Origin of the sequence: Vagococcus sp. WN89Y, assembly GCF_052220145.1 — a bacterium.
Taxonomy (GTDB): domain Bacteria; phylum Pseudomonadota; class Gammaproteobacteria; order Enterobacterales; family Enterobacteriaceae; genus Kosakonia.
Genome location: NZ_JBQPOM010000070.1, coordinates 99504 through 125675, shown reverse-complemented (window position 1 = coordinate 125675; position 26172 = coordinate 99504). Strand labels below are relative to the sequence as shown.

Sequence of the window (26172 nt, the reverse complement as noted above, 5' to 3'; positions counted from 1 at the left end):
GGATGTGAAGCGTCGTTGTCAGTCGTCGGATTCAGAAAAGCTTTTACGCGTTTTTACCTGCGCCATGCTTTCCAGAATGCGGTGATAGTTGTCGAAACGGCTCTCCGCGATTTCGCCTTTTTCTACCGCTTCACGGATAGCGCAGCCAGGATCGGTATCATGCTTACAATCCCTGTATTTGCAATGACCCAGATAGTCATGGAATTCGACAAATCCGTGGGTGATTTGTTCCGCTTCGAGGTGCCACAGGCCGAACTCGCGAACGCCAGGCGAATCAATCACATCACCGCCCTGCGGGAAGTGATAAAGGCGCGCGGCGGTGGTGGTATGCTGGCCAAGACCGGAAACATCGGAAACGTCGTTGGTGAGGATCTGCTCCTCATGTAAACCAAGCAGCGCATTGAGCAGGCTCGATTTCCCTACGCCCGATTGACCGGCAAAGATGCTCACACGATCGGTTAGCGCCTCAACAAGCGGATCCAGACCGTGCTGCGTATGGCTCGACACCATCAGCACGCGATAACCGATGTGGCGATAAATATCCATCTGCTCATTGACGAAGTCCATGCCGTCTTCATCCAGCAGATCGATTTTGTTGAGCACGATAAGCGGTTCAACTTCCAGCGCTTCACACGCCACAAGGTAGCGGTCAATGATGTTCAGCGACAGCTCCGGCAGGATAGCGCAGACCACCACGATTTGATCAATATTGGCGGCGATGGGTTTGACGCCATCATAGAAGTCGGGGCGCGTCAGTACTGACTTGCGCTCGTGTACGGCTTCAACAATCCCTTTGACGTTGACGCCTTCCGCCGCTTCTTTGCCCGGACGCCAGACGACGCGATCGCCGGTGACCAGCGAACGAATAGTGCGGCGAATATTGCAGCGATGCACCTCGCCGTTGGCGGATTCCACGTCGGCATGCATACCAAAGCGGCTAATCACCACCCCTTCGGACGGTTCGCCGAACAGGTTGTCATCGTAGTCAGTTTTCTCCGCAGACGTTTTCAATCGGCGCTGATGGTTCGCTTTAACGCGGCGCTGCTGTCCTTTGGAGAGTTTATTTTTACTCAATCGTGCTGGCTCCTGGTCGCCTCTGACAGGCAAAACAACTATGATACACGCAATTTTAACACTTTATTCAAACTGCTTTTGGCTAACGGCGCCCGCAGACCTGTAGCGGTCAGCATCGGCGCAATCACCACGCATCTTGAATGATTTTATGCAACACTCATTATGACGAGAAGGGTGGAAAATAACATGAGCGCAGACGAAAACAACCTGATTTGGATCGATCTGGAGATGACCGGCTTAGATCCCGAGCGAGATCGCATAATTGAAATCGCCACGCTGGTGACGGATGCGAATCTGAATATCCTGGCGGAAGGGCCAGTGATTGCGGTGCATCAATCCGATGAACAACTGGCTTTGATGGATGAGTGGAACGTGCGTACGCATACGGGCAGCGGTCTGGTTGATCGTGTCAAAGCCAGTGCGTTTGACGATCGCGCGGCGGAGCTGGCGACAATTGAGTTTCTGCAAGCCTGGGTACCGGCTGGAAAATCGCCGATTTGCGGTAACAGTATCGGTCAGGACCGCCGTTTCCTCTTTAAATATATGCCAGAGCTGGAGGCGTATTTTCACTATCGCTACCTGGACGTCAGCACGCTCAAAGAGTTGGCGCGTCGCTGGAAGCCGGAAGTGCTGGAAGGGCTTAAGAAGCAGAACACGCACCAGGCGCTGGATGATATCCGCGAATCGGTGGCGGAACTGGCTTACTACCGCGAGCATTTTATTAAACTATAATGCGATAAATACGCCGGGCCTGGCGCATGTTCAGCTGCCCGGTAGCCCTGTGGTGGCGCGGGATTGGCGTAAAATTACCCATTCTGTCGATTAAATCATCACTTAAACAAAAAAAGCGAAAAAATGCTTTCGGGGGCTTGCAGCAGGAAGGATTTCTCGTATAATGCGCCTCCCGTGAAGACACAGAAATGTTAATCACGGCATCGCGAGATTTTAGCGCAGGCAGTTTGCAAGTGACTGAAATATCGGGATACGCGGGAATAGCTCAGTTGGTAGAGCACGACCTTGCCAAGGTCGGGGTCGCGAGTTCGAGTCTCGTTTCCCGCTCCAAAATTTGAAAAGCCGTAAGGCACGCACCATCCAGTTGACTGGTTTTCGGCAAGCAGCCGGGCCAGGAAATATGCGGGAATAGCTCAGTTGGTAGAGCACGACCTTGCCAAGGTCGGGGTCGCGAGTTCGAGTCTCGTTTCCCGCTCCAAATTTGAAAGGCCGCAAGGCACGCACCATCCAGATTAACCGGGTTTCGGCAAGCAGCCGGACCAGGAATATGCGGGAATAGCTCAGTTGGTAGAGCACGACCTTGCCAAGGTCGGGGTCGCGAGTTCGAGTCTCGTTTCCCGCTCCAAATCTTCACCTGAATAAAATTATCCACAGCGTAATTGCACGCTGGGGCATTTTTTTATTGTCTTCGCCAAAATATTGCAAACAGACTTATCCACAGGTTCCTCTTGCGTACTTAAGCCAAAAAAAACTTAGCAAAGTGAATGATATATTTTTAACTTACTGAAAAATATAAATTAAATATCATTTTAAATTGTTAATACGATCGCTTGACCTTATTGTGGGCATTGAAACGCAATGGGTTTTTAATTTTATACACAAGCTGTGGACGAATCAGGCATCGCGCGGCAAACCTTTTTCAACCACTCTCACCAGCCGCTGTTTTTTGGGGCTTTGCACTTCCACAACGCAGGCATTTCGTTTAGCGATTTGCTGCGCAATCGCCCATTGTATGTGTTCATCAAGAAGTGGGTGCTCACCCAGTCGCTGCTCAAGCGCACGAAGATTGGCCTCATCCCAGGGCGCGTTACCCAGCGCCACCGCAATATTACGCAGCCAGCGCAGGTGCCCGATACGGCGAATCGCAGAGCCTTCTGTTACCTTTAAGAACCACGCTTCCGACCAGCTAAATAGCTCAGTCAGCGGCGGCGCGTGCAGCGCTTTGCGCGGGCTGAAATCATCCTCTTCGGTCAGTTGCGAGAAACGGTTCCACGGGCAGATCAGCTGGCAATCATCACAGCCGTAAATGCGATTCCCTATTAACGGACGAAATTCTTCCGGGATAGCGCCTTCCAGCTCAATCGTCAGGTAAGAGATGCAGCGGCGTGCATCGACGGTGTAAGGCTCGACAATCGCCCCGGTCGGGCAAATGGTCATGCAGGCCACACAGCGCCCGCAGCCCTCTTCAACAGGTTTATCAATAGGTAAGGGCAAATCTATAAGCAGCTCGCCGAGGAAAAAGAACGATCCTGCGTCGCGGCTGAGGATAAGTGAGTGCTTACCTGTCCAGCCCAGCCCGGCTTTTTCTGCCAACGGGCGCTCAAGAATGGGCGCAGAATCCACAAAAGGTCTAAAATTCAGCGATGCACACTGCTGCTGGATCATATCGCCGAGTTTTTTAAGGCGGTTACGCAGCAGCTTATGATAATCGCGGCCCAGCGCGTAGCGACTGACATAACCGAGCGAAGGGTTTTTCAGCGTGCTGGCAAAGGCCGCCTGCGCCGGAAGGTAGTTCATGCGCACGCTAATTACGCGCAGCGTGCCGGGGAGAAGCTCATGAGGGCGAGCGCGCATCATACCGTGACGCGCCATCCACGCCATCTCTCCGTGATATTGTTTATCCAGCCATGCCTGCAACTTAGGCTCGCTGGCAGAAAGATCCGTGTCGGTGATACCGACCTGCTGAAAACCGAGTTCAGTGCCCCATTGTTTGATTTGTTGCGCTAAATAATTGAGATCGAGGGGCTGTGACATGACGGACCATACAATGAAGAAAATCTCAGCAAGTATACCACACTCCATCTGGCCGGCTTACGACCTTAAACGCTTAGAGCGCGAGGCGGCAGATAGCCTGGGTATAACGCTTTATGAATTGATGCAACGCGCCGGAGAAGCAGCCTTCGAGGTGGCCCGGCAACACTTTCCCGACGCGTCGCGCTGGTTGATCCTCTGCGGCCACGGTAATAACGGCGGCGACGGTTACGTCGTGGCCAGGCTGGCCGCCGCCGCCGGTATCCAGGTCACACTGCTGGCGCTGGAGAGCGAAAAGCCTTTACCCGAAGAGGCAGAGCAGGCGCGCGATGCGTGGCTGAATGCCGGGGGGATTATTCATGCGCCAGATATTTTGTGGCCGGAAGAGACAGACTTAATTATTGATGGCTTGCTGGGCACCGGGCTTGCGCGCGCCCCCCGTGATAATGTGGCCACACTGATTGACCAGGCAAATGCTCACCCGGCACCGGTGCTGGCGCTGGATATCCCTTCCGGGCTGCTAGCGCAAACCGGCGCGACGCCGGGCGCAGTGATTCAGGCGCGCCACACCGTCACCTTTATCGCGCTGAAACCGGGCCTGCTCACCGGCAAGGCGCGGGATGTGGTCGGTCAGTTGCACTTCCACGCGCTGGGGCTGGAAAGCTGGCTGAGCGGCCAGCAGCCGCCGCTTTCTCGCTATGATGCCAGCCAACTGGCGCTCTGGTTTACGCCGCGCTGCCCAACATCCAATAAAGGCGATCATGGTCGGCTGGTGGTTATTGGCGGCGATCACGGCACGGCGGGCGCTATCCGTATGACCGGTGAGGCGGCGCTGCGTACGGGCGCGGGCCTGGTACGTATCCTGACGCGAGCAGAGAACATCGCCCCCATTATTACTGCGCGTCCTGAACTGATGGTGCAGGAGTTAACGGCTCAGTCGCTGGAACAAAGCCTGGAGTGGGCCGATGTGGTCGCGATTGGCCCTGGTCTTGGTCTGCAGGAGTGGGGCAAAAAAGCGCTGCAAAAGGTCGAGAGTTTTCGTAAACCCATGTTATGGGATGCAGATGCGCTGAACCTTCTGGCAATCAACCCCGATAAACGTCACAATCGCATACTAACGCCGCACCCTGGCGAGGCCGCGCGTTTGCTTAATTGCAGCGTGGCAGACATTGAAAGCGATCGCTTACTTGCCGCGCAGCGTCTGGCACAGCGGTACGCTGGCGTGGTGGTGCTCAAAGGCGCTGGCACGGTGGTGGCAAGCGCAGAGGGCGCGCTGGGCATTGTGGATGCCGGTAACGCGGGTATGGCGAGCGGCGGCATGGGCGATGTGTTGTCCGGTATTATCAGCGCGCTACTGGCCCAAAAATTCAGTCTGTATGACGCGGCGTGCGCCGGTGCCGTTGCACATGGCGCGGCGGCGGAGAAGTTAGCGCAGCGCTATGGTACGCGCGGTATGCTGGCGACCGATCTATTTACCACGCTTATGCGTGTTGTTAACCCGGATGTAATTGATATAAAAGATGATTAATCGAGTGATTCCTTTACCTGACGAGCAGGCGACGCTGGATCTCGGCAAACGACTGGCGCAGGCCTGCGATGGCGCGACGGTTTTCTATCTGTATGGCGATCTCGGCGCAGGTAAAACCACCTTCAGCCGGGGATTTTTACAGGCTTTAGGCCATAACGGTAACGTGAAAAGCCCAACCTATACGCTGGTGGAGCCGTACACGCTCGGCAAGCTGACCGTGTACCACTTCGACCTGTACCGTCTTGCGGACCCGGAGGAGCTGGAGTTTATGGGGATCCGCGATTATTTTGCCAACGACGCAATTTGCCTGGTCGAGTGGCCGCAGCAAGGTGCGGGTGTCCTGCCTGACCCGGATGTCGAAATCCACTTAGATTACCAGGCACAGGGGCGTGAGGCGCGCATCAGCGCGGTATCCTCTTCTGGCGAATCATTGCTGGCGCGTATGGCGGGCTAACGGGAAGGATGACGGGATGATTAATCGCGCAAAAAGTTGGTTGGTGGCGGCGCTGTTGCTGCTGAGTACACAAGCCGGAGCGGCAAGTCTGGCGGATATTCAGGTATCCAACGGCGATAGTCAGGCCCGGATCACGTTCAGTTTTATGGGCGATCCTGATTATGCTTTTACCCAGCAGAGTAAACGTAGCGTTGCGCTGGATATTAAACAGACCGGTATCATTCAGGGCCTGCCATTACAGTTCAGCGGTAATAATCTGGTAAAAAGCATTCGCGCCGGAACCGCACAAGATAATCAGTCGATTCGCCTGGTGGTGGATTTAACGCAAAATGGCAAAACCCGTGCGGTGAAACAGCAAAGCGGCCCAGGGTATAAAGTGGTGTTTACCATCGATGCCGACGTACCGCCAGCGCCGCCTAAAGCCGTTGTGCAGCGCGCTGAAACTCCGCCACCGCAGCCGAAGCAACCGGTGCGCAACCCTTTCAACACGGATAACGATCGTCTTACCAGCGTGACCAGCAGCAATACCACAACACGCCCGGCGGCGCAGCGGCGCATGGCGTCCGGCGAGCAGGTGGTGATTGCTATCGATGCCGGTCACGGCGGCCAGGATCCTGGCGCAATTGGTGCCGGGGGGACAAAAGAGAAAAACGTGACCATCGCGATTGCGCGCAAGTTGCGCGCGTTGCTCAATGATGATCCGATGTTTAAACCGGTGCTGACCCGCGATGGCGACTATTTTATCTCGGTGATGGGGCGCTCTGACGTGGCGCGTAAACAGAATGCTAACTTCCTGGTCTCCATTCACGCAGATGCCGCGCCAAACCGCGAGGCGACGGGCGCGTCGGTGTGGGTGCTGTCAAACCGCCGGGCTAACAGCGAGATGGCAAGCTGGCTGGAGCAGCATGAGAAGCAGTCTGAACTGCTGGGCGGTGCCGGGGACGTGCTCGCCAACAGCCAGGCAGACCCGTATCTCAGCCAGGCGGTGCTGGATTTACAATTCGGCCATTCTCAGCGCGTAGGGTATGATGTTGCCACTACGATGCTGAGCCAGTTGCAGCGTATTGGCGGGTTACATAAGCGCCGCCCGGAGCACGCGAGCCTTGGCGTGTTGCGCTCGCCAGATATCCCCTCCATTCTGGTCGAGACGGGGTTTATCAGTAACCGCGGCGAAGAGCGGCTGCTGGCGAGCGATGCATACCAACAACAGCTTGCCGAAGCCATTTACAGCGGCCTGCGCAACTATTTCCTTGCCCATCCGTTGCAGTCTGCTCCGCAGGGTGGAGCGCCGCAAACGGCGAGTGCGGCAGCGCCGGGAAAGAGCTTGATTAATTAAGGAAACGATATGCCGATTCAGGTTCTGCCTCCACAGCTTGCGAACCAAATCGCCGCTGGCGAAGTGGTGGAACGCCCTGCGTCGGTGGTCAAAGAGCTGGTCGAAAACAGCCTTGATGCGGGCGCGACGCGTATTGATATTGATATCGAACGCGGCGGCGCCAGGCTTATCCGTATTCGCGATAATGGTTCAGGCATTAAAAAAGATGAGCTGGCTCTGGCGCTGGCGCGGCACGCCACCAGTAAAATTGCCTCGCTTGACGATCTGGAAGCCATTATCAGTCTCGGTTTTCGCGGTGAAGCGCTGGCCAGTATCAGCTCGGTTTCCCGCCTGACGCTGACCTCCCGCACCGCCGATCAGCAGGAAGCCTGGCAAGCCTACGCCGAAGGGCGTGACATGGCGGTGACGGTTAAACCCGCCGCGCATCCGCCGGGCACCACGCTGGAAGTGTTGGATCTCTTTTACAACACGCCAGCACGGCGCAAATTTATGCGCACGGAAAAGACCGAGTTCAATCATATTGATGAAATAATCCGCCGCATCGCGCTGGCGCGTTTTGACGTCACCATTAACCTGACGCACAACGGCAAGATGGTGCGCCAGTATCGCGCCGTTGCCGCCGGTGGGCAGAAAGAGCGCCGCCTTGGTGCGATTTGCGGCACGGCTTTTCTTGAACAGGCGCTGGCCATTGAATGGCAGCACGGCGACCTGGCGTTGCGCGGGTGGGTGGCCGATCCGAAAAGCACCACCAGCGCATTGAGCGAAATCCAGTATTGCTACGTGAACGGGCGCATGATGCGTGACCGGTTGATTAACCACGCGATTCGCCAGGCCTGTGAAGATAAGCTTGGAGTGGATCAGCAACCCGCATTTGTGCTCTATCTGGAAATAGATCCGCATCAGGTGGATGTGAATGTGCATCCGGCGAAACACGAAGTGCGCTTTCATCAGTCTCGCCTGGTGCACGATTTTATCTACCAGGGCGTGTTGAGCGTGTTGCAACAGCAGCTGGAGACGCCGCTGCCGCTGGCAGAGGAACCCGCACCGCGCGCGTTACCGGAAAACCGTGTTGCAGCCGGGCGCAATCAGTTTGCGCAACCGGCGGTGGCTCGCGAGCCTGAACCTGCGCGCTATAGCGCGCCGTCAACGCCTGCGCCATCGCGCAGTTCATCGCAGCCATCATACCCGCATGCGCAGCCTGGCTATCAAAAGCAGCAGGGCGCGTTGTATCGTCAGTTGCTGGAGACGCCGGTGGCTGAGCGCAAAAGCGAAGCGCCGCAGCCCTCTGCGCCCGCGCTGGACGGCCACAGCCACAGCTTTGGCCGGGTGTTGACGATTATCCCCCCGGAGTATGCGCTACTTGAGCGCAACGGCGGGCTGGCTTTACTGGCGCTGCCGGTTGCGGAGCGTTGGTTGCGCCATGCCCAACTCTCTGCGGGACACGGGCCAGCCTGCGCGCAACCGCTGCTTATCCCGGTGCGTTTAAAAATCTCGCCTGACGAGCGCGAAGCGTTGCAACGGGCGCAGGCAACGCTTGCTGAAATGGGTATCGAATTTGTGCCTGATGGACACCATGTGACCATCCGCGCGGTGCCTTTACCCTTGCGCCAACAAAATTTACAAAACTTGATTCCGAAACTGATAGGCTACCTGGCGCAGCAGGCAAGTATTGAGTCGGTGAATGTCGCCAGCTGGCTGGCACGCCATTTGGTCAGCGATCATGCACAGTGGAGCGTGGCGCAGGCGATAACGTTGCTGGCCGATGTCGAAAGGCTTTGCCCGCAGCTGGTGAAAAATCCACCCGACGGATTGTTACAACCTGTCGATCTACAAGTGGCGATGAACGCCCTGAAACATGAGTGAATTGAATAAAACAGGCCTGCCGAAGGCGATTTTTTTGATGGGGCCAACCGCCTCAGGCAAAACGGCGCTGGCCATCGCGCTACGTAAAGTTTTGCCAGTTGAGTTGATAAGCGTTGATTCAGCCCTTATTTATCGGGGAATGGATATTGGTACCGCCAAGCCTGATGCCGCTGAACTTCAGGCAGCTCCCCACCGGTTACTGGATATTCTCGATCCGTCTGAGTCTTATTCCGCCGCCGATTTTCGTCGCGATGCGCTGGCTCAGATGAAAGAGATAACCGATGCAGGGCGAATTCCCCTGCTGGTGGGCGGTACCATGCTCTACTTTAAGGCGCTGCTGGAAGGGTTATCCCCCTTACCGCCAGCCGATGCGCAAATTAGAGCGAAAATTGAACAACAGGCGGCAGAGCACGGATGGGAAGCGTTGCATCAGCAGTTGCGGGAGATAGACCCCGTTGCGGCAGCGCGGATTCATCCAAATGATCCTCAAAGGCTTTCCCGGGCACTGGAAGTTTTTTTCATTTCGGGTAAAACTTTAACGGATCTGACGCAAACGTCAGGAGACGCTCTGCCTTACCAGGTGCATCAGTTCGCCATCGCCCCGGCGAGCCGTGAACTGCTCCATCAAAGAATAGAGCAGCGTTTTCATCAGATGTTAGCTTCAGGTTTTGAAGCAGAAGTGCGGGCGCTTTTTGCTCGCGGAGATTTGCATACGGATATGCCTTCCATTCGTTGTGTGGGTTACCGCCAGATGTGGTCTTATCTGGAGGGTGAAATACCTTACGATGAAATGGTTTATCGAGGGATTTGCGCTACGAGGCAATTAGCCAAGCGACAGATGACCTGGTTACGTGGTTGGGAGGGCGTCCACTGGCTGGAAAGTGAAAAGCCAGAAAAGTCTTACCGGGACGTGTTACAGGTTGTTAGTGCTATCGCGGGTTGATGTGTACAATTAAGTTATTCGTATCGTACGCAAATTTTTTACGCAGTTTTCAGAACCTTCGGGTTCTAAGTACAAAACAAGCATATAAGGAAAAGATAGAATGGCTAAGGGGCAATCTTTACAAGATCCGTTCCTGAACGCATTGCGTCGGGAACGTGTTCCAGTTTCAATTTATTTGGTGAATGGTATTAAGCTGCAAGGGCAAATTGAGTCTTTTGATCAGTTCGTGATCCTGTTGAAAAACACGGTCAGTCAGATGGTCTACAAGCACGCAATTTCTACTGTTGTTCCATCTCGTCCGGTTTCTCATCACAGCAATAACGCGGGCGGCGGTACTGGCAGTAACTACCATCATGGTAGCAATGTGCAGGGCACTGCTCAGCCGGAAGGCGGCGAAGAAACCGAATAAGGTTGGCTGCCGTTTATCTCTATCGGGGAGCCAGGTTTTCCGGGTTCCCCGTCGATCTTTATTGAGGGTTTACGCTTGTTTGACCGTTATGATGCCGGTGAGCAGGCGGTACTGGTACACATCTATTTTTCGCAAGACAAAGATATGGAAGATCTCCAGGAGTTTGAATCTCTGGTCTCTTCCGCCGGTGTCGAAGCAATGCAGGTGATTACCGGTAGCCGTAAAGCACCGCACCCCAAGTACTTTGTTGGTGAAGGTAAAGCAGTTGAAATTGCAGACGCCGTAAAAGCAACGGGTGCTTCCGTCGTGCTCTTTGATCATGCGCTGACCCCAGCCCAGGAACGTAACCTGGAAAGATTGTGCGAATGTCGTGTTATCGATCGCACAGGCCTGATTTTAGATATTTTCGCCCAGCGTGCCCGTACGCACGAGGGGAAATTACAAGTTGAGCTGGCGCAGTTGCGCCATCTGGCAACGCGTCTTGTACGTGGCTGGACCCACCTTGAACGACAAAAGGGCGGGATTGGTTTACGTGGTCCGGGTGAAACCCAGCTCGAAACCGACCGTCGCTTGCTGCGTAATCGTATTACTCAGATTCTCTCGCGTCTTGAAAAAGTTGAAAAACAGCGCGAGCAGGGGCGTCGTTCCCGTACTAAGGCCGATATTCCAACGGTTTCGCTGGTCGGTTACACCAACGCCGGTAAATCCACGTTGTTTAACCAGATAACCGAAGCGCAGGTTTACGCGGCGGATCAGCTGTTTGCCACGCTGGATCCGACGCTACGCCGTATTGACGTGGCGGATGTCGGTGAAACCGTGCTGGCGGACACGGTCGGCTTTATTCGCCATCTGCCGCACGATTTGGTCGCCGCATTTAAAGCGACCTTGCAGGAGACGCGCCAGGCGACGCTGCTGCTGCACGTAATTGACGCGGCCGACGTGCGTGTCCAGGAAAACATCGACGCAGTGAATACCGTGCTCGAAGAGATTGAAGCACACGATATCCCCACACTGCTGGTGATGAACAAGATAGATATGCTGGATGATTTTGAACCGCGTATCGACAGGGATGAAGAGAATAAACCAGTTCGGGTCTGGCTTTCCGCCCAGACAGGAACTGGCGTACCACTGTTATTCCAGGCTTTGACAGAGCGTCTTGCCGGTGAAGTCGCGCAGCATACGCTGCGTTTGCCACCACAGGAAGGGCGCCTGCGCAGCCGGTTTTACCAGCTTCAGGCAATAGAAAAAGAGTGGATGGAAGATGATGGCAGCGTGGGTATGCAGGTGCGTATGCCAATCGTCGACTGGCGTCGACTCTGTAAACAAGAGCCGGCACTCGAAGAATACGTCGTCTGATCGGCAACGGCCTGAGGGTTTTTCCCCTTTTGGGGTATAACACCGCAAATTATATATGGAGCACATACATGGCGTGGAATCAGCCCGGTAATAACGGACAAGACCGCGACCCGTGGGGTAGCAGCAAACCCGGCGGCAACTCTGAGGGAAATGGAAACAATAAAGGAGGCCGCGAGCAAGGGCCTCCCGATCTGGATGATATCTTCCGTAAACTGAGCAAAAAACTCGGTGGTTTCGGCGGTGGTAAAGGCACCGGCGGCACCCCTGGGACCTCTGGTTCGCGTCCACCGATTGGCGGGCGTGTTATCGGTATTGTTGTTGTTGCGGCGGTAGTCATCTGGGCAGTGACTGGTTTCTATACCATCAAAGAAGCGGAACGCGGCGTGGTGACACGTTTCGGTAAGTTCAGCCATCTGGTGGAGCCGGGCCTGAACTGGAAACCGACCTTTATTGATGAAGTGACGCCCGTCAACGTGGAGTCCGTGCGCGAACTGGCGGCCTCTGGCGTGATGCTGACTTCAGACGAAAACGTGGTGCGCGTAGAAATGAACGTGCAGTACCGCGTGACCGACCCGGAGCGTTATCTGTTTAGCGTGACCAGCGCCGACGACAGCCTGCGCCAGGCGACGGACAGCGCGCTGCGCGGCGTTATCGGTAAATACACCATGGATCGTATCCTGACCGAAGGCCGTACGGTGATTCGTAGCGATACCCAGCGCGAGCTGGAAGAGACGATTCGCCCGTACAACATGGGCATCACCCTGCTGGACGTCAACTTCCAGGCCGCTCGTCCGCCGGAAGAAGTGAAAGCCGCGTTTGATGACGCCATTGCCGCGCGTGAAAACGAGCAGCAGTATATCCGTGAAGCGGAAGCGTACACCAACGAAGTGCAGCCGCGTGCGAACGGTCAGGCACAGCGTATTCTTGAAGAAGCCCGCGCGTATAAAACGCAGACCATCCTGGAAGCACAGGGTGAAGTGGCGCGCTTCGCCAAGCTGCTGCCGGAATACAAAGCTGCGCCGGAAATCACCCGCGAGCGTCTGTATATCGAAACCATGGAAAAAGTGCTGAGCCACACCCGTAAAGTGCTGGTGAATGATAAGGGCGGCAATCTGATGGTTCTGCCGCTGGATCAAATGCTGAAAGGCGGTAATGCGCCTGCAACAAAGAGTGACAGCAGTGGCGCGAACAACTTATTGCGCCTGCCGCCTGCGCCTAACTCTGGCAACAGCGCCGATCGCACGCCTGCAACATCTGCGGGCGATATCATGGACCAACGCCGCGTGAATGCGCAGCGTAACGACTACCAGCGTCAGGGGGAATAACGATGCGTAAGTCAGTTATCGCGATCATCATCATCGTGCTGGTAGTGCTCTACACCTCTATTTTCGTGGTGAAAGAAGGCGAGCGCGGCATTTCTCTGCGTTTTGGCAAAGTCCTGCGCGACGATGAAAACAAGCCGCTGGTGTTTGAGCCAGGCCTGCACTTTAAACTGCCGTTTATCGAGTCGGTCAAAATGCTTGATGCCCGTATCCAGACCATGGATAACCAGGCAGACCGTTTTGTGACCAAAGAGAAAAAAGACCTGATCGTCGACTCCTATATCAAGTGGCGTATCAGCGACTTCAGCCGTTATTACCTGGCAACGGGTGGTGGCGACGTCTCCCAGGCCGAAGTGCTGCTTAAACGTAAGTTCTCTGACCGTCTGCGTTCTGAAATTGGCCGCCTGGACGTGAAAGATATCGTCACCGATTCCCGCGGTCGTTTAACGCTGGAAGTTCGCGACGCGCTGAACTCCGGTTCTGCGGGCACGGAAGATGAAGTGTCAACGCCAGCGGCGGATGACGCTATCGCCAAAGCCGCCGAACGTGTGACGGAAGAAACCAACGGTAAAGTCCAGGTTATCAACCCGAACAGTATGGCTGCGCTGGGTATTGAAGTGGTGGATGTGCGCATTAAGCAGATCAACCTGCCTGCCGAAGTGTCGGAAGCGATTTACAACCGTATGCGCGCTGAGCGTGAAGCGGTTGCCCGTCGCCACCGTTCACAGGGTCAGGAAGAGGCCGAGAAACTGCGCGCCGCGGCGGATTACGAAGTGACCAAAACGCTGGCGGAATCCGAGCGTCAGGCACGTATCCTGCGCGGTGAAGGCGATGCAGAAGCCGCGAAGCTGTTTGCTGATGCCTTCAGCCAGGACCCGGACTTCTATGCCTTTATTCGTAGCCTGCGCGCTTATGAAAATAGCTTCGAGAGCAACCAGGATGTGATGGTGCTCAGCCCGGAGAACGATTTCTTCCGTTATATGAAGACACCAACATCCGCGACACGCTAAGATAGCGCCAGCGGGTTTGAAAGATAAAAACCACCGCCTGTTCTGGCGGTGGTTTTCTTTTTATAAGGACGGGGAATGAACTCAACTATCTGGCTGGCTCTGGCGTTAGTTTTGATACTCGAAGGTCTCGGACCGATGCTTTATCCACGCGCCTGGCGGCGGATGATAGCCTCGCTGAGCCTGTTGCCTGACCATCTTTTGCGCCGCTTTGGCGGTGGGCTTGTGGTTGCCGGTGTGGTTATCTACTACATGTTGAGGAAAACGATTGGCTGAAGAAAGAATGGCCATTTTTGCCGGGAAAAGTGCTGATTCCGGAAAAAAGCGGTGGTAGAATCCATTTTTAAGCAAACGGTGATTTTGAAAAATGGGTAACAACGTCGTCGTACTGGGCACCCAATGGGGTGACGAAGGTAAAGGGAAGATTGTTGATCTTCTGACTGAACGGGCTAAATATGTTGTTCGCTATCAGGGCGGTCACAACGCTGGCCATACTCTCGTAATCAACGGTGAAAAAACCGTCCTCCATCTGATTCCATCAGGTATCCTGCGTGAAAATGTCACCAGCATCATCGGCAACGGTGTGGTGCTGTCTCCGGCTGCGCTGATGAAAGAGATGAAAGAACTGGAAGACCGTGGTATCCCGGTTCGTGAACGTCTGCTGCTCTCTGAAGCCTGCCCGTTAATCCTTGACTATCACGTCGCGCTGGACGTGGCGCGTGAAAAAGCGCGCGGCGCAAAAGCTATCGGCACCACCGGCCGTGGCATCGGTCCTGCGTATGAAGACAAAGTGGCCCGCCGTGGTCTGCGCGTGGGCGATCTGTTCGATAAAGCCACTTTCGCCGAAAAACTGAAAGAAGTGATGGAATATCACAACTTCCAGCTGGTGAATTACTACAAAGTTGAAGCCGTTGACTACCAGAAAGTGCTCGATGATGTGATGGCGATTGCCGACATCCTGACCGCGATGGTTGTCGATGTGTCCGATCTGCTCGACCTGGCGCGTAAACGCGGCGACTTCGTGATGTTCGAAGGCGCGCAGGGTACGCTGTTGGATATCGACCACGGTACCTATCCGTACGTTACCTCGTCCAACACCACCGCTGGCGGTGTGGCGACCGGTTCTGGCCTTGGCCCGCGCTACGTTGATTACGTGCTCGGCATTATCAAAGCCTACTCCACCCGCGTGGGTGCTGGCCCGTTCCCGACTGAGCTGTTCGATGAGACCGGCGAGTTCCTGTGCAAGCAGGGTAATGAGTACGGTGCCACCACGGGTCGTCGCCGTCGTACCGGCTGGCTGGATGTTGTTGCCGTGCGTCGCGCAGTGCAGATCAACTCCCTTTCTGGCTTCTGCCTGACCAAGCTGGACGTGCTGGACGGCCTGAAAGAGGTGAAAATCTGCGTTGCTTACCGCATGCCTGATGGCCGCGAAGTGACCACGACCCCGCTGGCGGCAGATAACTGGGAAGGTATTGAGCCCATTTATGAAACCATGCCTGGCTGGTCTGAATCGACTTTTGGTGTGAAAGAACGCAGCGGTCTGCCGCAGGCGGCGCTGGATTACATCAAACGTATCGAAGAACTTACCGGCGTCCCGGTTGATATTATCTCCACCGGTCCGGATCGTACTGAAACGATGATCCTGCGCGACCCGTTCGACGCATAATCACGCATCGGGGCGCTCATTAGCGCCCCTTTTCCTCGCTTTTTTACCCTTCTGTTCAAATAAATTAGCGGCATTACTCGTGGCTGGTTTATCATCAATAAAGTCAATACCTGTGGGTATCTCACCTTTTCTCTGGTTCTGAGGTTGATGTGCAGTTAACAAGCTTTACCGATTACGGTTTACGCGCCCTGATCTACATGGCATCGCTGCCGGACGGGCAAATGACCAACATTACAGAAGTCACTGAAACGTATGGCGTATCCCGTAATCATATGGTTAAGATAATCAACCAACTGAGTCGCGAAGGGTATGTCGCGGCCGTCAGGGGCAAAAACGGGGGCATCCGCCTGGGTAAACCCGCACAAGATATTCGCATTGGTGATGTTGTGCGCTCGCTGGAACCGCTGACGCTGGTGAATTGCAGCAGCGAGTTTTGCCATATCACCAGCGCTTGCCGCCTGAAAATGGCGCTTTCAAAAGCCGTGCAAAGTTTTCTTATGGAACTGGATAACTACACACTGGCTGATTTGGTTGAAGAGAATCAACCGCTTTATAAATTATTGCTGGTGGAATGACATACCTTTCCGCCAGAGCTGACAACGGAGGACCTCAATGTCACAAGATCCTTTCCTCGAACGCGAATCTGAAAAATACGAAAACCCCATTCCCAGCCGCGAATTTATCCTCGATCACTTAGCCAAACGCGAAAAACCAGCTAGCCGGGAAGAACTGGCCGTTGAACTGAATATTGCAGGCGAAGAGCAACAAGAAGCCCTGCGCCGTCGGCTACGAGCGATGGAGCGCGACGGGCAGCTGGTCTTTACCCGCCGCCAGTGCTACGCCCTACCGGAACGCCTGGACCTGGTGAAAGGCGTGGTCATCGGCCACCGCGACGGCTACGGCTTCCTGCGCGTTGAAGGTCGCAAAGACGATCTTTATCTCTCCAGCGAACAGATGAAAACCTGTATCCACGGCGATCAGGTGCTGGCTCAGCCGTTGGGCGCCGATCGCAAAGGTCGTCGCGAAGCGCGTATTGTGCGCATTCTGGTGCCGAAAACCAGCCAGATTGTTGGTCGCTACTTCACCGAAGCTGGCGTCGGCTTCGTGGTGCCTGACGATAGCCGCCTGAGCTTTGATATCCTGATCCCGCCGGAAGATATTATGGGCGCGCGTATGGGCTACGTGGTGGTGGTCGAACTGACCCAGCGCCCAACGCGTCGCACCAAAGCGGTCGGTAAAATCGTCGAGGTGCTCGGCGATAATATGGGCACCGGTATGGCCGTGGATATGGCGCTGCGCACCCATGAAATTCCTTACGTCTGGCCGCCTGCGGTAGAAAAAGAGATAGCCTCGCTGAAAGAGCAGGTGCCGGAAGCGGCGAAAGCAGGGCGTGTGGATCTGCGCAATCTGCCGCTGGTCACCATTGATGGTGAAGACGCCCGTGACTTTGACGATGCTGTGTACTGCGAGAAAAAACGCGGCGGCGGCTGGCGCTTATGGGTTGCCATTGCCGACGTGAGCTACTACGTGCGCCACGGCACGGCGCTGGACAGCGAAGCCCGCAATCGCGGCACCTCTGTCTACTTCCCGTCGCAAGTGGTGCCGATGCTGCCGGAAGTGCTTTCAAACGGCCTGTGCTCCCTCAATCCGCAGGTGGATCGCCTGTGTATGGTCTGTGAAATGACCCTCTCGGCGAAGGGGCGCTTGACCGGCTACAAATTCTACGAAGCGGTGATGAGCTCCCATGCGCGCCTGACCTACACCAAGGTGTGGCATATGCTGCAAGGCGACCAGGAGCTGCGCGAGCAATACTCTCCGCTGGTCCGGCATATTGAAGAGCTGCATAACCTCTACAAAGTGCTGGAGCAGGCGCGTTCTGAGCGCGGGGGCATCTCGTTTGAGAGCGAAGAAGCGAAGTTTATCTTTAACGCTGAACGCCGTATTGAGCGCATCGAGCAGACGCAGCGTAACGACGCGCACAAACTGATTGAAGAGTGCATGATCCTCGCCAATATCTCCGCCGCACGTTTTGTGGAGAAAGCGCAGGAACCGGCGCTGTTCCGTATCCACGACAAACCGACGACGGAGGCGATCACCTCTTTCCGCACTGTGCTGGCGGAGCTGGGTCTTGAGCTGCCCGGCGGTAACAAGCCGGAACCGCGCGATTATGCCGAGCTGCTGGAGTCCATCGCCGATCGCCCGGATGCCGAGATGCTGCAAACCATGCTGCTGCGCTCGATGAAACAGGCGATTTACGATCCGGAAAACCGTGGCCACTTCGGCCTCGCGCTGCAATCCTATGCGCACTTTACGTCGCCTATTCGCCGCTACCCGGATCTCTCGTTGCATCGCGCCATTAAATACTTGCTGGCGAAAGAGCAGGGGCACAAGGGCAACAGCACTGAAACCGGCGGCTGGCATTACAGCATGGAAGAGATCCTGCAACTGGGCCAGCACTGTTCGATGACCGAACGCCGCGCCGATGAAGCAACCCGCGAAGTTGCCGACTGGCTGAAGTGCGACTTTATGCAGGATCACGTGGGCAACATCTTCCCCGGCGTCATTGCCAGCGTCACCACGTTTGGCTTCTTTGTGCGCCTGGACGAGCTGTTTATCGACGGGCTGGTGCACGTCTCCTCGCTGGATAACGACTACTATCGCTTCGACCAGGTCGGGCAGCGTTTGATTGGCGAGTCCGGCGGGCAGACCTATCGCCTTGGCGATCGCGTGCAGGTGCGGGTCGAAGCGGTCAATATGGACGAGCGCAAAATCGACTTCTCACTGATCTCCAGCGAACGCGCGCCGCGCAACGTGGGTAAAACCGCGCGCGAAAAAGGCAAAAAAGGCAACGCGAACGGTTCAGCGAAGAAAAAGCCGCGTCGGCAGGTAGGCAAAAAGGCGAACTTTGAGCCGGACAGCGCCTTCCGTGGTGAGCCGGGCAAAGGCAAAGGCAAAAAAGCGAAAAAGCCCTCGGCTAAAACGCAAAAAATTGCCGCCGCCACCAAAGCGAAACGCGCCGCGAAAAAGAAAAGCGCCGAGTAATATTGACCAACCCCTTCCCTGGTGAAGGGGTTTTTTATTTATTAGCCATTTTTTGCACATCATTATTAATTATTTGTCGTTAGCCAGACAGGGCGAGCCTATATAGTGAAGAGACTTTATATTTATTCTCTTTCTGCCGTGGTATTTACGCTTCGGCGTTATATTGCAAGGAGCAATTATGCATCTGGCTCGTTTTCCCCGCCTTTCATTAGGTCATTTCCCCACGCCGTTAGAACCGCTGGATAATTTAAGCGCGCTGTTAGGCGGCCCCAAATTATGGATCAAGCGTGACGATGCGACCGGTCTGGCAACAGGCGGCAATAAAACCCGTAAGCTAGAGTTTTTACTGGCGGATGCGCAGGCAAAAAAAGCCGACGTCATCATTACCCAGGGGGCGACGCAATCGAACCATGTGCGCCAGACCATCGCCGGAGCGGCAAAGCTCGGCCTGCCGACGAAAGTGCTGCTCGAAAAACGCGTCACGGATTTTGGCGAAGATTATCAGCGCTCCGGAAATATTCTGCTGGATGAATTGCTGGGCGGTGAAATCGTGGCGCATCTGGCGGCCGGTACTGATATGCAGCAGGCGATGGAAGCGCTGGCCGATGAGCTGCGTAAGCAGGGGCATAACCCCTACGTCATTCCCGGCGGCGGGTCCAACGCCATTGGCGCGCTGGGCTATGTTGCCTGTGCGCAAGAACTTCTGTACCAGTCCTCACAGCAACGTTTGCGTATTGATAGTGTCGTGCATGCCACCGGCAGTACCGGCACGCAGGCCGGGTTAGTCGCCGGGTTTACCGCCAGCAATAGCCAGGTGCCGGTGCTGGGAATTAGCGTTCGCGCACCGCGGGCTAAACAGGAGGAGAACGTCTGGAATCTTGCCTCCCGTACGCGTGAATTGCTGGGTGTTGCAGGAGAGCTGCCGCGCGATGCCGTGATGGTTAATAGTGATTATGTCGGTGATGGCTACGGCCAGCCGACGCCAGCAATGCTGGAAGCCCTGACGCTGTTTGCCCGCCACGAAGGTATTTTGCTTGATCCTGTTTACTCCGGCAAAGGCGCTGCCGGGCTTATTGATCTGATTCGTCAGGGCCACTTTGGGCGAGACGAAAACGTCGTCTTTATCCACACCGGTGGGTCTGCCGGGCTGTTTGGCTATCGTCAGGTGCTGGAAGCCTATGCCCGCAGCTAAGCCCTTCTTACTCGGCGTGCTGGGCGGCATGGGGCCGCTCGCCACGGTCGATTTTCAGTATAAATTGCTGGCAGCAACACCGGCCGACAGCGATCAGCAGCAGCTGCCCTCGGTGGTGTGGAATGTGCCGCAAATTGCCGATCGGCAACAGGCTCTGGCCGGATCAGGCCCTTCCCCGCTGCCGCAGATGCTGCACGGTATCGGCAAACTTAACCAGGCTGGTGCCACGCATATCGTTATTCCCTGTAATACCGCGCATCACTGGTTTGACGACCTCAGCCGCGCCAGCGCCGCGCCGCTATTACATATTGTTGATGCCACGCTGGATCATCTGGCTGGCCTGCCACAACAGCCGCAGCGGGTAGGGCTTATCGCGACGCAGGGCACGCTTGATGCGGGGTGGTATCAAAACGCTTTAGCCGCAAAAGGGATCGAGGCGCTACTTCCTGCACACGAAGAGCTACAGCAATGGTTTGTGCCGGGCTGTTACGCGGTAAAACGCGGGGCGTTGCAGGAAGGGGGAGAGCTGCTGGCCTTGCAAGCTCGCGCCCTGCTCGCGCGCGGGGCAGAAAGGCTCCTGCTTGCCTGCACCGAAGTGCCGGTTGCTCTGCATGCGATTGATGCGCCGTTTCTTACGCTTGCCGACGATCCGGCTCAATTGTTGGCGCAACGTTGCGCGGAAATATGGCTTGAATCCCGTCATTCTTATTTCTCGCATACCCAAAGCAATAATTTGAATAAATAAAAACGACTTCTGCCGATATAGTGATTTAGCGCTAATTACATCGCAATAAAAAGGTTAAATAAAATGAAGAAAAGTCTCTGCTTATTACTGGCAGCGGGTAGCTTATGGGTAAATTCCGGCTATGCAGCAACACCCACTGAAGTGCGAATCGCTTATAGCGGCGGCTCGCAAGTATTAATGCTGGCAAAAGCTGACGGCTCGCTGGATAAGGCGCTAAACAGTAAGGTCAAATGGGTTCAATTCGCCTCCGGGGCCGATGCATTAACTTATTTCGCCAGTAACGCGATAGATATTGCTAATTTTGGCTCCAGCCCGGCGACCGCCGGAATTGTGCGCAAATTGCCCGTGGAAATTATTGGTGTTTCCGGGGTGATCGCCAGCTATGAGCGTTTGATCGGCAAAGAGGGTATTAACACTATCCATGATATCGCAGGCAAACGTGTGGCTTACCCGCCCAACTCCACGGCGCAATATGCGCTGGAAGCGGCGATCGCGGTCAACAAACTCGATCGCAGCAAAATCACCCTGTTGCCGCTGCGCCCGGCAGAGATGGTCGCTGCCTGGAAACGGGGCGATATCGATGCAGGCTACGTCTGGGCGCCGTTTGCGCAGGAGCTGGAGTCTTCCGGTGGGCATCAGGTGTTTGCCACCAAAGATCTGCAAAAAGATGGCTACCTGATTTACAACAACTATGTCGTGCGTAAAGCCTTTGCCGAGCAGTATCCGCAAGCGGTCACCGCTTTCCTGCGTGTACACCAGCAGAAAGTGGAAGAGTTTAAAAAAGACCCTGAGCGTGCAGCCGCCATCGTCGCCAAAGAAGTTGGCGCGCCAGTGACGACCGCAGCTAACACCCTGGGCGGGCTGGAATACCCTACGCTGAGTGAACAGGGGACGGCCGCCTGGCTGGGCAATGGCACCGGGACCTCCGCCAGCGGCATTGGTAAAGCGCTGAGTAAAACGTCTGATTTCCTTGCCGGGATCGGCGAGATCCGCAAGCGTGATATCCCGTCAAACTGGGATAGCGCCATCAACTCGCGTTACATTCGCGATGCGGCGGTAAACCCGCAATGAAACTGAGTCAGCACATCGCCATCAGCGTGTTGTCGGTGGTGATTTTTCTAATGCTCTGGCAAGTCGCGGCCACCCGTCAATGGGTGGATCCGCTGCTACTGCCCTCGTTGACGGACATTGGTCTTACCGCCGAGGAGCTGCTGGCTGAGGGTTACCGCCAGGTGCCGCTGTGGGAGCATATCGCCGTCAGTCTTGCCCGCGCGTTAAGCGCCTTCGCTGTTGCTATCGTTATCGGTATTCCGCTGGGTCTGCTGATGGGGCTATCCGCTGGGCTTTCGGCGGTGCTTAACCCTTTTGTGCAGTTTCTGCGCCCGCTGCCAAAAATCGCCCTGATACCGCTGGCCGTCGTGTGGCTCGGCATCGGCGAATCATCAAAGTTCTTCCTGATTTTCATCGCCACTTTTTTAAGCGTCGTGGTCGGTGCCAGCGCCGCCGTGGAGCGGATTGGCCGCGCGCGCATTCGCGTGGCGCAGACGCTTGGGGCATCAAAGCAGCAAATTTTTTTGCGCGTCGTTTTGCCGGATGCGCTGCCGGAGCTGTTTACCACGGTACGTTTATCTATCGGTATTGGCTGGACATCGCTTATCGCAGCAGAAATGGTGGCCGCCAGCTCAGGCCTGGGCTGGATGGTGATCAACGCCAGTTCTTATCTGCGTACTGACATTGTGATGCTCGGCATTCTGCTGCTGGGCGGTATTGGCTACTTGCTGGATCTATTGCTGCTGGGGCTGCAACGGCTGTTAGTGCCCTGGGCGGGGAAAGAGTGATGACTGCACATATTGCACTGGAAAATGTATCTCTGACGTTCGCTGCAAAACCGCGACCGTTTACCGTGCTGGAAGATATTTCGCTGGCGCTGGCACCGGGAGAGTTTGTGGTGCTGCTCGGGCCTTCCGGCTGTGGTAAATCCACCATTCTGAACCTGGTCGCCGGTTTTACCCGCCCTGATAGCGGCCAGGTGCTGGCGGGCGGCAAAGCCGTGCAGAAGCCTGGCCCGTCGCGCGGGATGATCTTTCAGCAACCGAACCTGTTTCCGTGGTTATCGGTGCTGGATAACGTCACCTTCGGCCCACGGCTGGGTAAATATCGCCAGCAAGAGGTCAATGCGCAGGCGCTGGACTGGCTGGCGCGCGTTGGGTTGAAAGGGTTTGAGCAGCACGCGCCCTGGCAGCTTTCCGGCGGTATGAAACAGCGCGTAGCGCTGGCGCGCGCCTGGCTACCCGGCCCGGAGGTGCTGTTGCTGGACGAGCCGTTTGGCGCACTGGATGCCCAGACGCGCCTGATGATGCAGGAGCTGTTGCGCCAGGCCTGGCTGGAAACCCGCACCACGCTGTTGTTCGTCACGCACGATGTGGAAGAGGCGCTATTTCTCGCCGATCGCATCCTGATTATGTCCGCACGTCCGGGAAAAATTGTCGAGGACATTACGCTGCCGTTTGGCCGCGAGCGCGATATCGAAACCATTGCCAGCGATCCGCACTACAGCGCTATCAAACAGCATGTACTGCACCGTGTACGCAGGGAGGCAAAGCGGCATCTGAGTTAAAGGATATGCCCCGGCGTCGGGAAACAGACAACTGTCACAACGTAAGGTGGAAGCGATGAGCATTAGCGAATTACAAGCCCGTCTGGAACAGAGTATTGATAAACATCGTGATGAATATATTGCGATCGCCAAAGAGATCCACGCGCACCCGGAGACGGGTAATAACGAGTACTACGCCAATAGCCTGCTTACCGCGCTGTTGCAAAAACATGGCTTTAACGTGACCTCGAACGTCGCCGGGCATGAAACCGCTTTTTATGCGCTAAAGGAGAGCGGTAAGCCTGGGCCGACCATTGCGTTTCTGGCCGAATACGATGCGCTTATCGATATTGGCCACGCCTGCGGTCATAACATTATTGGCGTGACCAGCATCGCCGCCGCCGTCGCGCTGAGCGAAACGATTAACGAGACGGGCGGCAAAGTGGTGGTGCTCGGCACGCCTGCCGAAGAGGGCGGTTTACGCGGTAAGGGCGGGCTGAACGGTAATGTGAAAGCACGCTTTATCGAGCATGGTTTTTTGCAGGATGTGGATGTGGCGCTGATGGTTCATCCGGCGGGGAAAACCCGTCTCTCCGGGCCTTCACTGGCCAATAATCATCTCTTTTTTCACTTTTACGGTAAGCCTTCACACGCCGGGAGTTCGCCGCATAAAGGCGTCAACGCGCTTGATGCGCTGGTGCTGCTTTATAACGGCATCAGCGTACTGCGCCAGCAATTACCGGATGGCGTGCGCGTGCATGGCATCATCACCAATGGCGGGCAGGCGCCGAATGTTATCCCGGAATATGCCGCGGCGCATTTCTACATTCGCGCGCGAACCCGCGAGCAGGTGTTGGCGCTTGAACCACGCCTGCGCGCTATTGCCGAAGGCGCAGCGCTGGCAACGGGCGCAACGGTGAAGATTGAGCATCAGGTTGGCCCGCGTGATTTTCGCATTAACCACACGCTCAATCAGGTACTGCTGGAGGAGTTTACCGCCGCCGGAGAACAGGTCGAGTTGGGCGAAAAAGAGGGCCTGGGTTCCACCGATGCCGGAGATATCAGCCACGCGGTTCCTACGGCGCATCCCTATATCAAAATCGGCCCGGATGAGTTAATTGGCCATACCGTGCCGTTTCGCGAGGCGGCCAATTCTGCGCAAGGCTATGCGGCGTTGGTCACTGGTGCGCGCGTGCTGGCACGTACCGGGCTGCGTTTGTTGACCGATTCGGCACTGTTACAGCAAACCAAAGATGAGTTCGCCGGACGCCAGACGGCGACACAAGCGGCCTGAACCTCACCGGAGCATAATAATGAAAACCATTTTTTCTACCGCTGTTCTGCTGCTGGCGGCGGTTTTACCCTGGGAAAATACACAAGCGCAGAGCGTCAATCGTGACGCCACGTTGAACATTGCCTACGGCAACCGCCCCGGCACGCTCGATCCCTATTTAACCACCAATAACGCAACCTCGGATGTCGATCGCCATATCTTTGAGACGCTATTTACCATCAATGCGCAGTACGAGCCGGTGCCGGAGCTGGTGGAGAGCTATACCCTTAGCGAGGATCGCAAGACTTACACGTTTGTGCTGCGCAACGGTATCCATTTTCATGACGGGCAGCTTTTGACCGCCGATGATGTGGTGGCCTCCATGAACCGCTGGCTGGCGGTCTCTACGCAAGGCAAAGCTAACCTGCCCGGTGTGCAGTTTCGCAAAATCGATGCGCGCACCGTCAGTTTGACGCTACCTGCGCCGTCGCTCATCACCCTGAATGTGCTGGCGGATGTGAAAAACATCGCCGCCATTATGCCAAAGCGCATTATCGACGCCGCGAACAGCAGCAAGAAGCCCGTGACAGAGCTGGTGGGGACCGGGCCTTATAAGCTTGCCGAATTTAAAACCGGGGATTTTTTGCACCTGACGCGTTATGACCAGTATACCTCGCGTAGCGAACCGGCCAGCGGGTTGTCCGGGCAGAAAAAGGCCAACGTTAAAGATATCTGGTTTCGTTATATCACCGATGAATCTACTCGCTTGGCTGGCGCAATGACCGGGGAGTATGAGCTGGTGTTCCAGTTGCCGAAAGACAATATCGATACCTTGAGTAGCGCGCCGGATCTTTCGCTGTTTCAACCCAATAGCGGCGGTTCGCTCATAACGTATCTGTTTAATAAAAACCAGGGGCCGTTTGCCAACGTGAAGCTGCGTCAGGCGTTTAATCTGGCGCTTGATGTTCACCAGGTGCTGCTGGCCGGTTACAGCGATCCGCGATTTTTTAAAGAAGATCCCTCGCTGGGTTTCCCGGAACAGGTGGATTGGTACAGTGAAGCCGGTAAGCCGTACTGGAATCAGCACAAACTTGACGAAGCGCGCCAACTGGTAAAAGCGTCGGGTTATGGTGGCGAGGAGGTGGTCATTATCGCCACTAAAGAGTACGCCGAGCTGTATAACCTGGCGATTGTTGCGCAGCAGGTATTAAAGCAGATTGGCGTGAAATCGCGTCTGGATGTCTATGATTGGCCCACGGTGTTACAACGCCGCCAGGATCCGAAAAACTTCGATCTTTGCGCGCTGGAGTTCACCATGCGCCAGGTGCTGCATCAATACCCTTTTCTTGATTCCCGCGCTAAATTCCCCGGCCTTAGCAACAACCCGGAGATAGATGCCGTGCTGGACGCCATCAAGCAAGCGCCATCGCTCTCTGCGGCAAAGGGACTGGTGGATAAACTCAACATCCTGACCTGGCAGTATCTGCCGGTCATTGTGCTGGGGCGAACGACGCCGGACCCGGTAGCGGTAAAAAATAATGTCCAGGGTTTTACGGATCTGAATGGGCCGGTGCTGTGGAATATCAGCATCAGCCAGCCCTGA

23 protein-coding genes and 3 tRNA genes are annotated in these 26172 nt (G+C 55.6%); 24 read left to right on the top strand and 2 right to left on the bottom strand.

The window, feature by feature from the left end; all coding sequences use genetic code 11:
• Positions 1–18: 18 nt before the first annotated feature.
• The gene (gene rsgA, locus ACTU3N_RS21310; protein ID WP_443088128.1) at positions 19–1074 is read right to left on the bottom strand and encodes a small ribosomal subunit biogenesis GTPase RsgA; all 1056 of its coding nucleotides are present in this window, start codon (positions 1072–1074) and stop codon (positions 19–21) included.
• Positions 1075–1260: 186 nt separating this feature from the next.
• Between rsgA and orn the strand changes: the two genes are divergently transcribed.
• The 4 genes from orn (at position 1261) to ACTU3N_RS21290 (ending at position 2431) form a co-directional block, all read left to right on the top strand.
• Positions 1261–1806, top strand: a complete 546-nt coding sequence (gene orn / locus ACTU3N_RS21305; protein WP_443088127.1) for an oligoribonuclease — start codon at positions 1261–1263, stop codon at positions 1804–1806.
• 254 nt (positions 1807–2060) lie between these two features.
• Positions 2061–2136, top strand: a tRNA-Gly gene (locus tag ACTU3N_RS21300).
• 72 nt (positions 2137–2208) lie between these two features.
• Positions 2209–2284, top strand: a tRNA-Gly gene (locus tag ACTU3N_RS21295).
• A 71-nt stretch (positions 2285–2355) separates the two neighbouring features.
• Positions 2356–2431 (top strand) — tRNA-Gly (locus ACTU3N_RS21290).
• Between the two features lie 269 nt (positions 2432–2700).
• Here ACTU3N_RS21290 and queG read toward each other — a convergent pair.
• Positions 2701–3840 carry a tRNA epoxyqueuosine(34) reductase QueG gene (queG, locus tag ACTU3N_RS21285; RefSeq protein ID WP_443088126.1) on the bottom strand — a complete coding sequence of 380 codons (1140 nt, stop codon included), beginning with the start codon at positions 3838–3840 and terminating at the stop codon, positions 2701–2703.
• Between queG and nnr the strand changes: the two genes are divergently transcribed.
• The 20 genes from nnr to ACTU3N_RS21185 all read left to right on the top strand — a co-directional run bounded on the left by nnr (position 3839) and on the right by ACTU3N_RS21185 (position 26172).
• Positions 3839–5365 carry a bifunctional ADP-dependent NAD(P)H-hydrate dehydratase/NAD(P)H-hydrate epimerase gene (gene nnr, locus ACTU3N_RS21280; protein ID WP_443088125.1) on the top strand — a complete coding sequence of 509 codons (1527 nt, stop codon included), beginning with the start codon at positions 3839–3841 and terminating at the stop codon, positions 5363–5365. The two genes, queG and nnr, sit on opposite strands and share 2 nt — an antisense overlap.
• Complete coding sequence (gene tsaE / locus ACTU3N_RS21275; protein ID WP_443088124.1) at positions 5358–5819, top strand: tRNA (adenosine(37)-N6)-threonylcarbamoyltransferase complex ATPase subunit type 1 TsaE; 462 nt, start codon at positions 5358–5360, stop codon at positions 5817–5819. The genes nnr and tsaE overlap by 8 nt, the downstream gene beginning before the upstream one ends.
• Positions 5820–5835: 16 nt before the next feature.
• A complete protein-coding gene (amiB, locus tag ACTU3N_RS21270; protein ID WP_443088123.1) occupies positions 5836–7155 on the top strand; it encodes an N-acetylmuramoyl-L-alanine amidase AmiB in 1320 nt (439 codons plus the stop codon).
• A 9-nt stretch (positions 7156–7164) separates the two neighbouring features.
• On the top strand, positions 7165–9018 hold the full coding sequence (gene mutL, locus ACTU3N_RS21265; protein ID WP_443088122.1) for a DNA mismatch repair endonuclease MutL: 1854 nt from the start codon (positions 7165–7167) through the stop codon (positions 9016–9018).
• Complete coding sequence (gene miaA, locus ACTU3N_RS21260) at positions 9011–9961, top strand: tRNA (adenosine(37)-N6)-dimethylallyltransferase MiaA (protein WP_443088121.1); 951 nt, start codon at positions 9011–9013, stop codon at positions 9959–9961. The genes mutL and miaA overlap by 8 nt, the downstream gene beginning before the upstream one ends.
• Positions 9962–10061: 100 nt before the next feature.
• On the top strand, positions 10062–10370 hold the full coding sequence (gene hfq / locus ACTU3N_RS21255) for an RNA chaperone Hfq (RefSeq protein WP_443088120.1): 309 nt from the start codon (positions 10062–10064) through the stop codon (positions 10368–10370).
• Between the two features lie 75 nt (positions 10371–10445).
• The gene (gene hflX / locus ACTU3N_RS21250) at positions 10446–11726 is read left to right on the top strand and encodes a ribosome rescue GTPase HflX (RefSeq protein ID WP_443088119.1); all 1281 of its coding nucleotides are present in this window, start codon (positions 10446–10448) and stop codon (positions 11724–11726) included.
• A gap of 68 nt (positions 11727–11794) precedes the next feature.
• On the top strand, positions 11795–13051 hold the full coding sequence (gene hflK, locus ACTU3N_RS21245) for an FtsH protease activity modulator HflK (RefSeq protein WP_443088118.1): 1257 nt from the start codon (positions 11795–11797) through the stop codon (positions 13049–13051).
• Between the two features lie 2 nt (positions 13052–13053).
• Positions 13054–14058, top strand: a complete 1005-nt coding sequence (gene hflC / locus ACTU3N_RS21240) for a protease modulator HflC (protein WP_443088117.1) — start codon at positions 13054–13056, stop codon at positions 14056–14058.
• A gap of 75 nt (positions 14059–14133) precedes the next feature.
• The gene (locus ACTU3N_RS21235; protein WP_443088116.1) at positions 14134–14331 is read left to right on the top strand and encodes a DUF2065 domain-containing protein; all 198 of its coding nucleotides are present in this window, start codon (positions 14134–14136) and stop codon (positions 14329–14331) included.
• A gap of 91 nt (positions 14332–14422) precedes the next feature.
• Positions 14423–15721 (top strand): adenylosuccinate synthase, encoded by a 1299-nt coding sequence (gene purA / locus ACTU3N_RS21230; RefSeq protein WP_443088115.1) that lies wholly within the window; start codon positions 14423–14425, stop codon positions 15719–15721.
• Between the two features lie 149 nt (positions 15722–15870).
• Positions 15871–16296, top strand: a complete 426-nt coding sequence (gene nsrR / locus ACTU3N_RS21225; RefSeq protein ID WP_443088114.1) for a nitric oxide-sensing transcriptional repressor NsrR — start codon at positions 15871–15873, stop codon at positions 16294–16296.
• A gap of 37 nt (positions 16297–16333) precedes the next feature.
• Positions 16334–18763, top strand: a complete 2430-nt coding sequence (gene rnr / locus ACTU3N_RS21220; RefSeq protein WP_443088113.1) for a ribonuclease R — start codon at positions 16334–16336, stop codon at positions 18761–18763.
• Positions 18764–18941: 178 nt separating this feature from the next.
• Positions 18942–19955 carry a D-cysteine desulfhydrase gene (locus ACTU3N_RS21215; RefSeq protein WP_443088112.1) on the top strand — a complete coding sequence of 338 codons (1014 nt, stop codon included), beginning with the start codon at positions 18942–18944 and terminating at the stop codon, positions 19953–19955.
• Positions 19942–20700, top strand: coding sequence for an aspartate/glutamate racemase family protein (locus tag ACTU3N_RS21210; RefSeq protein ID WP_443088111.1), 759 nt, complete (start codon positions 19942–19944; stop codon positions 20698–20700). Before ACTU3N_RS21215 ends, ACTU3N_RS21210 begins: the two co-directional genes overlap by 14 nt.
• A gap of 63 nt (positions 20701–20763) precedes the next feature.
• Positions 20764–21771, top strand: a complete 1008-nt coding sequence (locus ACTU3N_RS21205) for a taurine ABC transporter substrate-binding protein (RefSeq protein WP_443088110.1) — start codon at positions 20764–20766, stop codon at positions 21769–21771.
• Positions 21768–22538 carry an ABC transporter permease gene (locus tag ACTU3N_RS21200; RefSeq protein WP_443088109.1) on the top strand — a complete coding sequence of 257 codons (771 nt, stop codon included), beginning with the start codon at positions 21768–21770 and terminating at the stop codon, positions 22536–22538. Before ACTU3N_RS21205 ends, ACTU3N_RS21200 begins: the two co-directional genes overlap by 4 nt.
• Positions 22538–23317 carry an ABC transporter ATP-binding protein gene (locus ACTU3N_RS21195; protein ID WP_443088108.1) on the top strand — a complete coding sequence of 260 codons (780 nt, stop codon included), beginning with the start codon at positions 22538–22540 and terminating at the stop codon, positions 23315–23317. The genes ACTU3N_RS21200 and ACTU3N_RS21195 overlap by 1 nt, the downstream gene beginning before the upstream one ends.
• A 55-nt stretch (positions 23318–23372) precedes the next feature.
• A complete protein-coding gene (locus ACTU3N_RS21190) occupies positions 23373–24590 on the top strand; it encodes a M20 family metallopeptidase (RefSeq protein WP_443088107.1) in 1218 nt (405 codons plus the stop codon).
• A gap of 19 nt (positions 24591–24609) precedes the next feature.
• Positions 24610–26172: an ABC transporter substrate-binding protein gene (locus ACTU3N_RS21185; protein ID WP_443088106.1), complete on the top strand. Its 1563-nt coding sequence runs from the start codon at positions 24610–24612 to the stop codon at positions 26170–26172.

Excerpts from the sequence above, each read along its gene's own strand:
- orn (WP_443088127.1), top strand. The coding sequence starts at position 1,261 with ATGAGCGCAGACGAAAACAACCTGATTTGGATCGATCTGGAGATGACC.
- nnr (WP_443088125.1), top strand. The coding sequence starts at position 3,839 with ATGACGGACCATACAATGAAGAAAATCTCAGCAAGTATACCACACTCC.
- queG (WP_443088126.1), bottom strand. The coding sequence starts at position 3,840 with ATGTCACAGCCCCTCGATCTCAATTATTTAGCGCAACAAATCAAACAA.
- tsaE (WP_443088124.1), top strand. The coding sequence starts at position 5,358 with ATGATTAATCGAGTGATTCCTTTACCTGACGAGCAGGCGACGCTGGAT.
- amiB (WP_443088123.1), top strand. The coding sequence starts at position 5,836 with ATGATTAATCGCGCAAAAAGTTGGTTGGTGGCGGCGCTGTTGCTGCTG.
- mutL (WP_443088122.1), top strand. The coding sequence starts at position 7,165 with ATGCCGATTCAGGTTCTGCCTCCACAGCTTGCGAACCAAATCGCCGCT.
- miaA (WP_443088121.1), top strand. The coding sequence starts at position 9,011 with ATGAGTGAATTGAATAAAACAGGCCTGCCGAAGGCGATTTTTTTGATG.
- hfq (WP_443088120.1), top strand. The coding sequence starts at position 10,062 with ATGGCTAAGGGGCAATCTTTACAAGATCCGTTCCTGAACGCATTGCGT.
- hflK (WP_443088118.1), top strand. The coding sequence starts at position 11,795 with ATGGCGTGGAATCAGCCCGGTAATAACGGACAAGACCGCGACCCGTGG.
- hflC (WP_443088117.1), top strand. The coding sequence starts at position 13,054 with ATGCGTAAGTCAGTTATCGCGATCATCATCATCGTGCTGGTAGTGCTC.
- ACTU3N_RS21235 (WP_443088116.1), top strand. The coding sequence starts at position 14,134 with ATGAACTCAACTATCTGGCTGGCTCTGGCGTTAGTTTTGATACTCGAA.
- purA (WP_443088115.1), top strand. The coding sequence starts at position 14,423 with ATGGGTAACAACGTCGTCGTACTGGGCACCCAATGGGGTGACGAAGGT.
- rnr (WP_443088113.1), top strand. The coding sequence starts at position 16,334 with ATGTCACAAGATCCTTTCCTCGAACGCGAATCTGAAAAATACGAAAAC.
- ACTU3N_RS21215 (WP_443088112.1), top strand. The coding sequence starts at position 18,942 with ATGCATCTGGCTCGTTTTCCCCGCCTTTCATTAGGTCATTTCCCCACG.
- ACTU3N_RS21210 (WP_443088111.1), top strand. The coding sequence starts at position 19,942 with ATGCCCGCAGCTAAGCCCTTCTTACTCGGCGTGCTGGGCGGCATGGGG.
- ACTU3N_RS21205 (WP_443088110.1), top strand. The coding sequence starts at position 20,764 with ATGAAGAAAAGTCTCTGCTTATTACTGGCAGCGGGTAGCTTATGGGTA.
- ACTU3N_RS21200 (WP_443088109.1), top strand. The coding sequence starts at position 21,768 with ATGAAACTGAGTCAGCACATCGCCATCAGCGTGTTGTCGGTGGTGATT.
- ACTU3N_RS21195 (WP_443088108.1), top strand. The coding sequence starts at position 22,538 with ATGACTGCACATATTGCACTGGAAAATGTATCTCTGACGTTCGCTGCA.
- ACTU3N_RS21190 (WP_443088107.1), top strand. The coding sequence starts at position 23,373 with ATGAGCATTAGCGAATTACAAGCCCGTCTGGAACAGAGTATTGATAAA.
- ACTU3N_RS21185 (WP_443088106.1), top strand. The coding sequence starts at position 24,610 with ATGAAAACCATTTTTTCTACCGCTGTTCTGCTGCTGGCGGCGGTTTTA.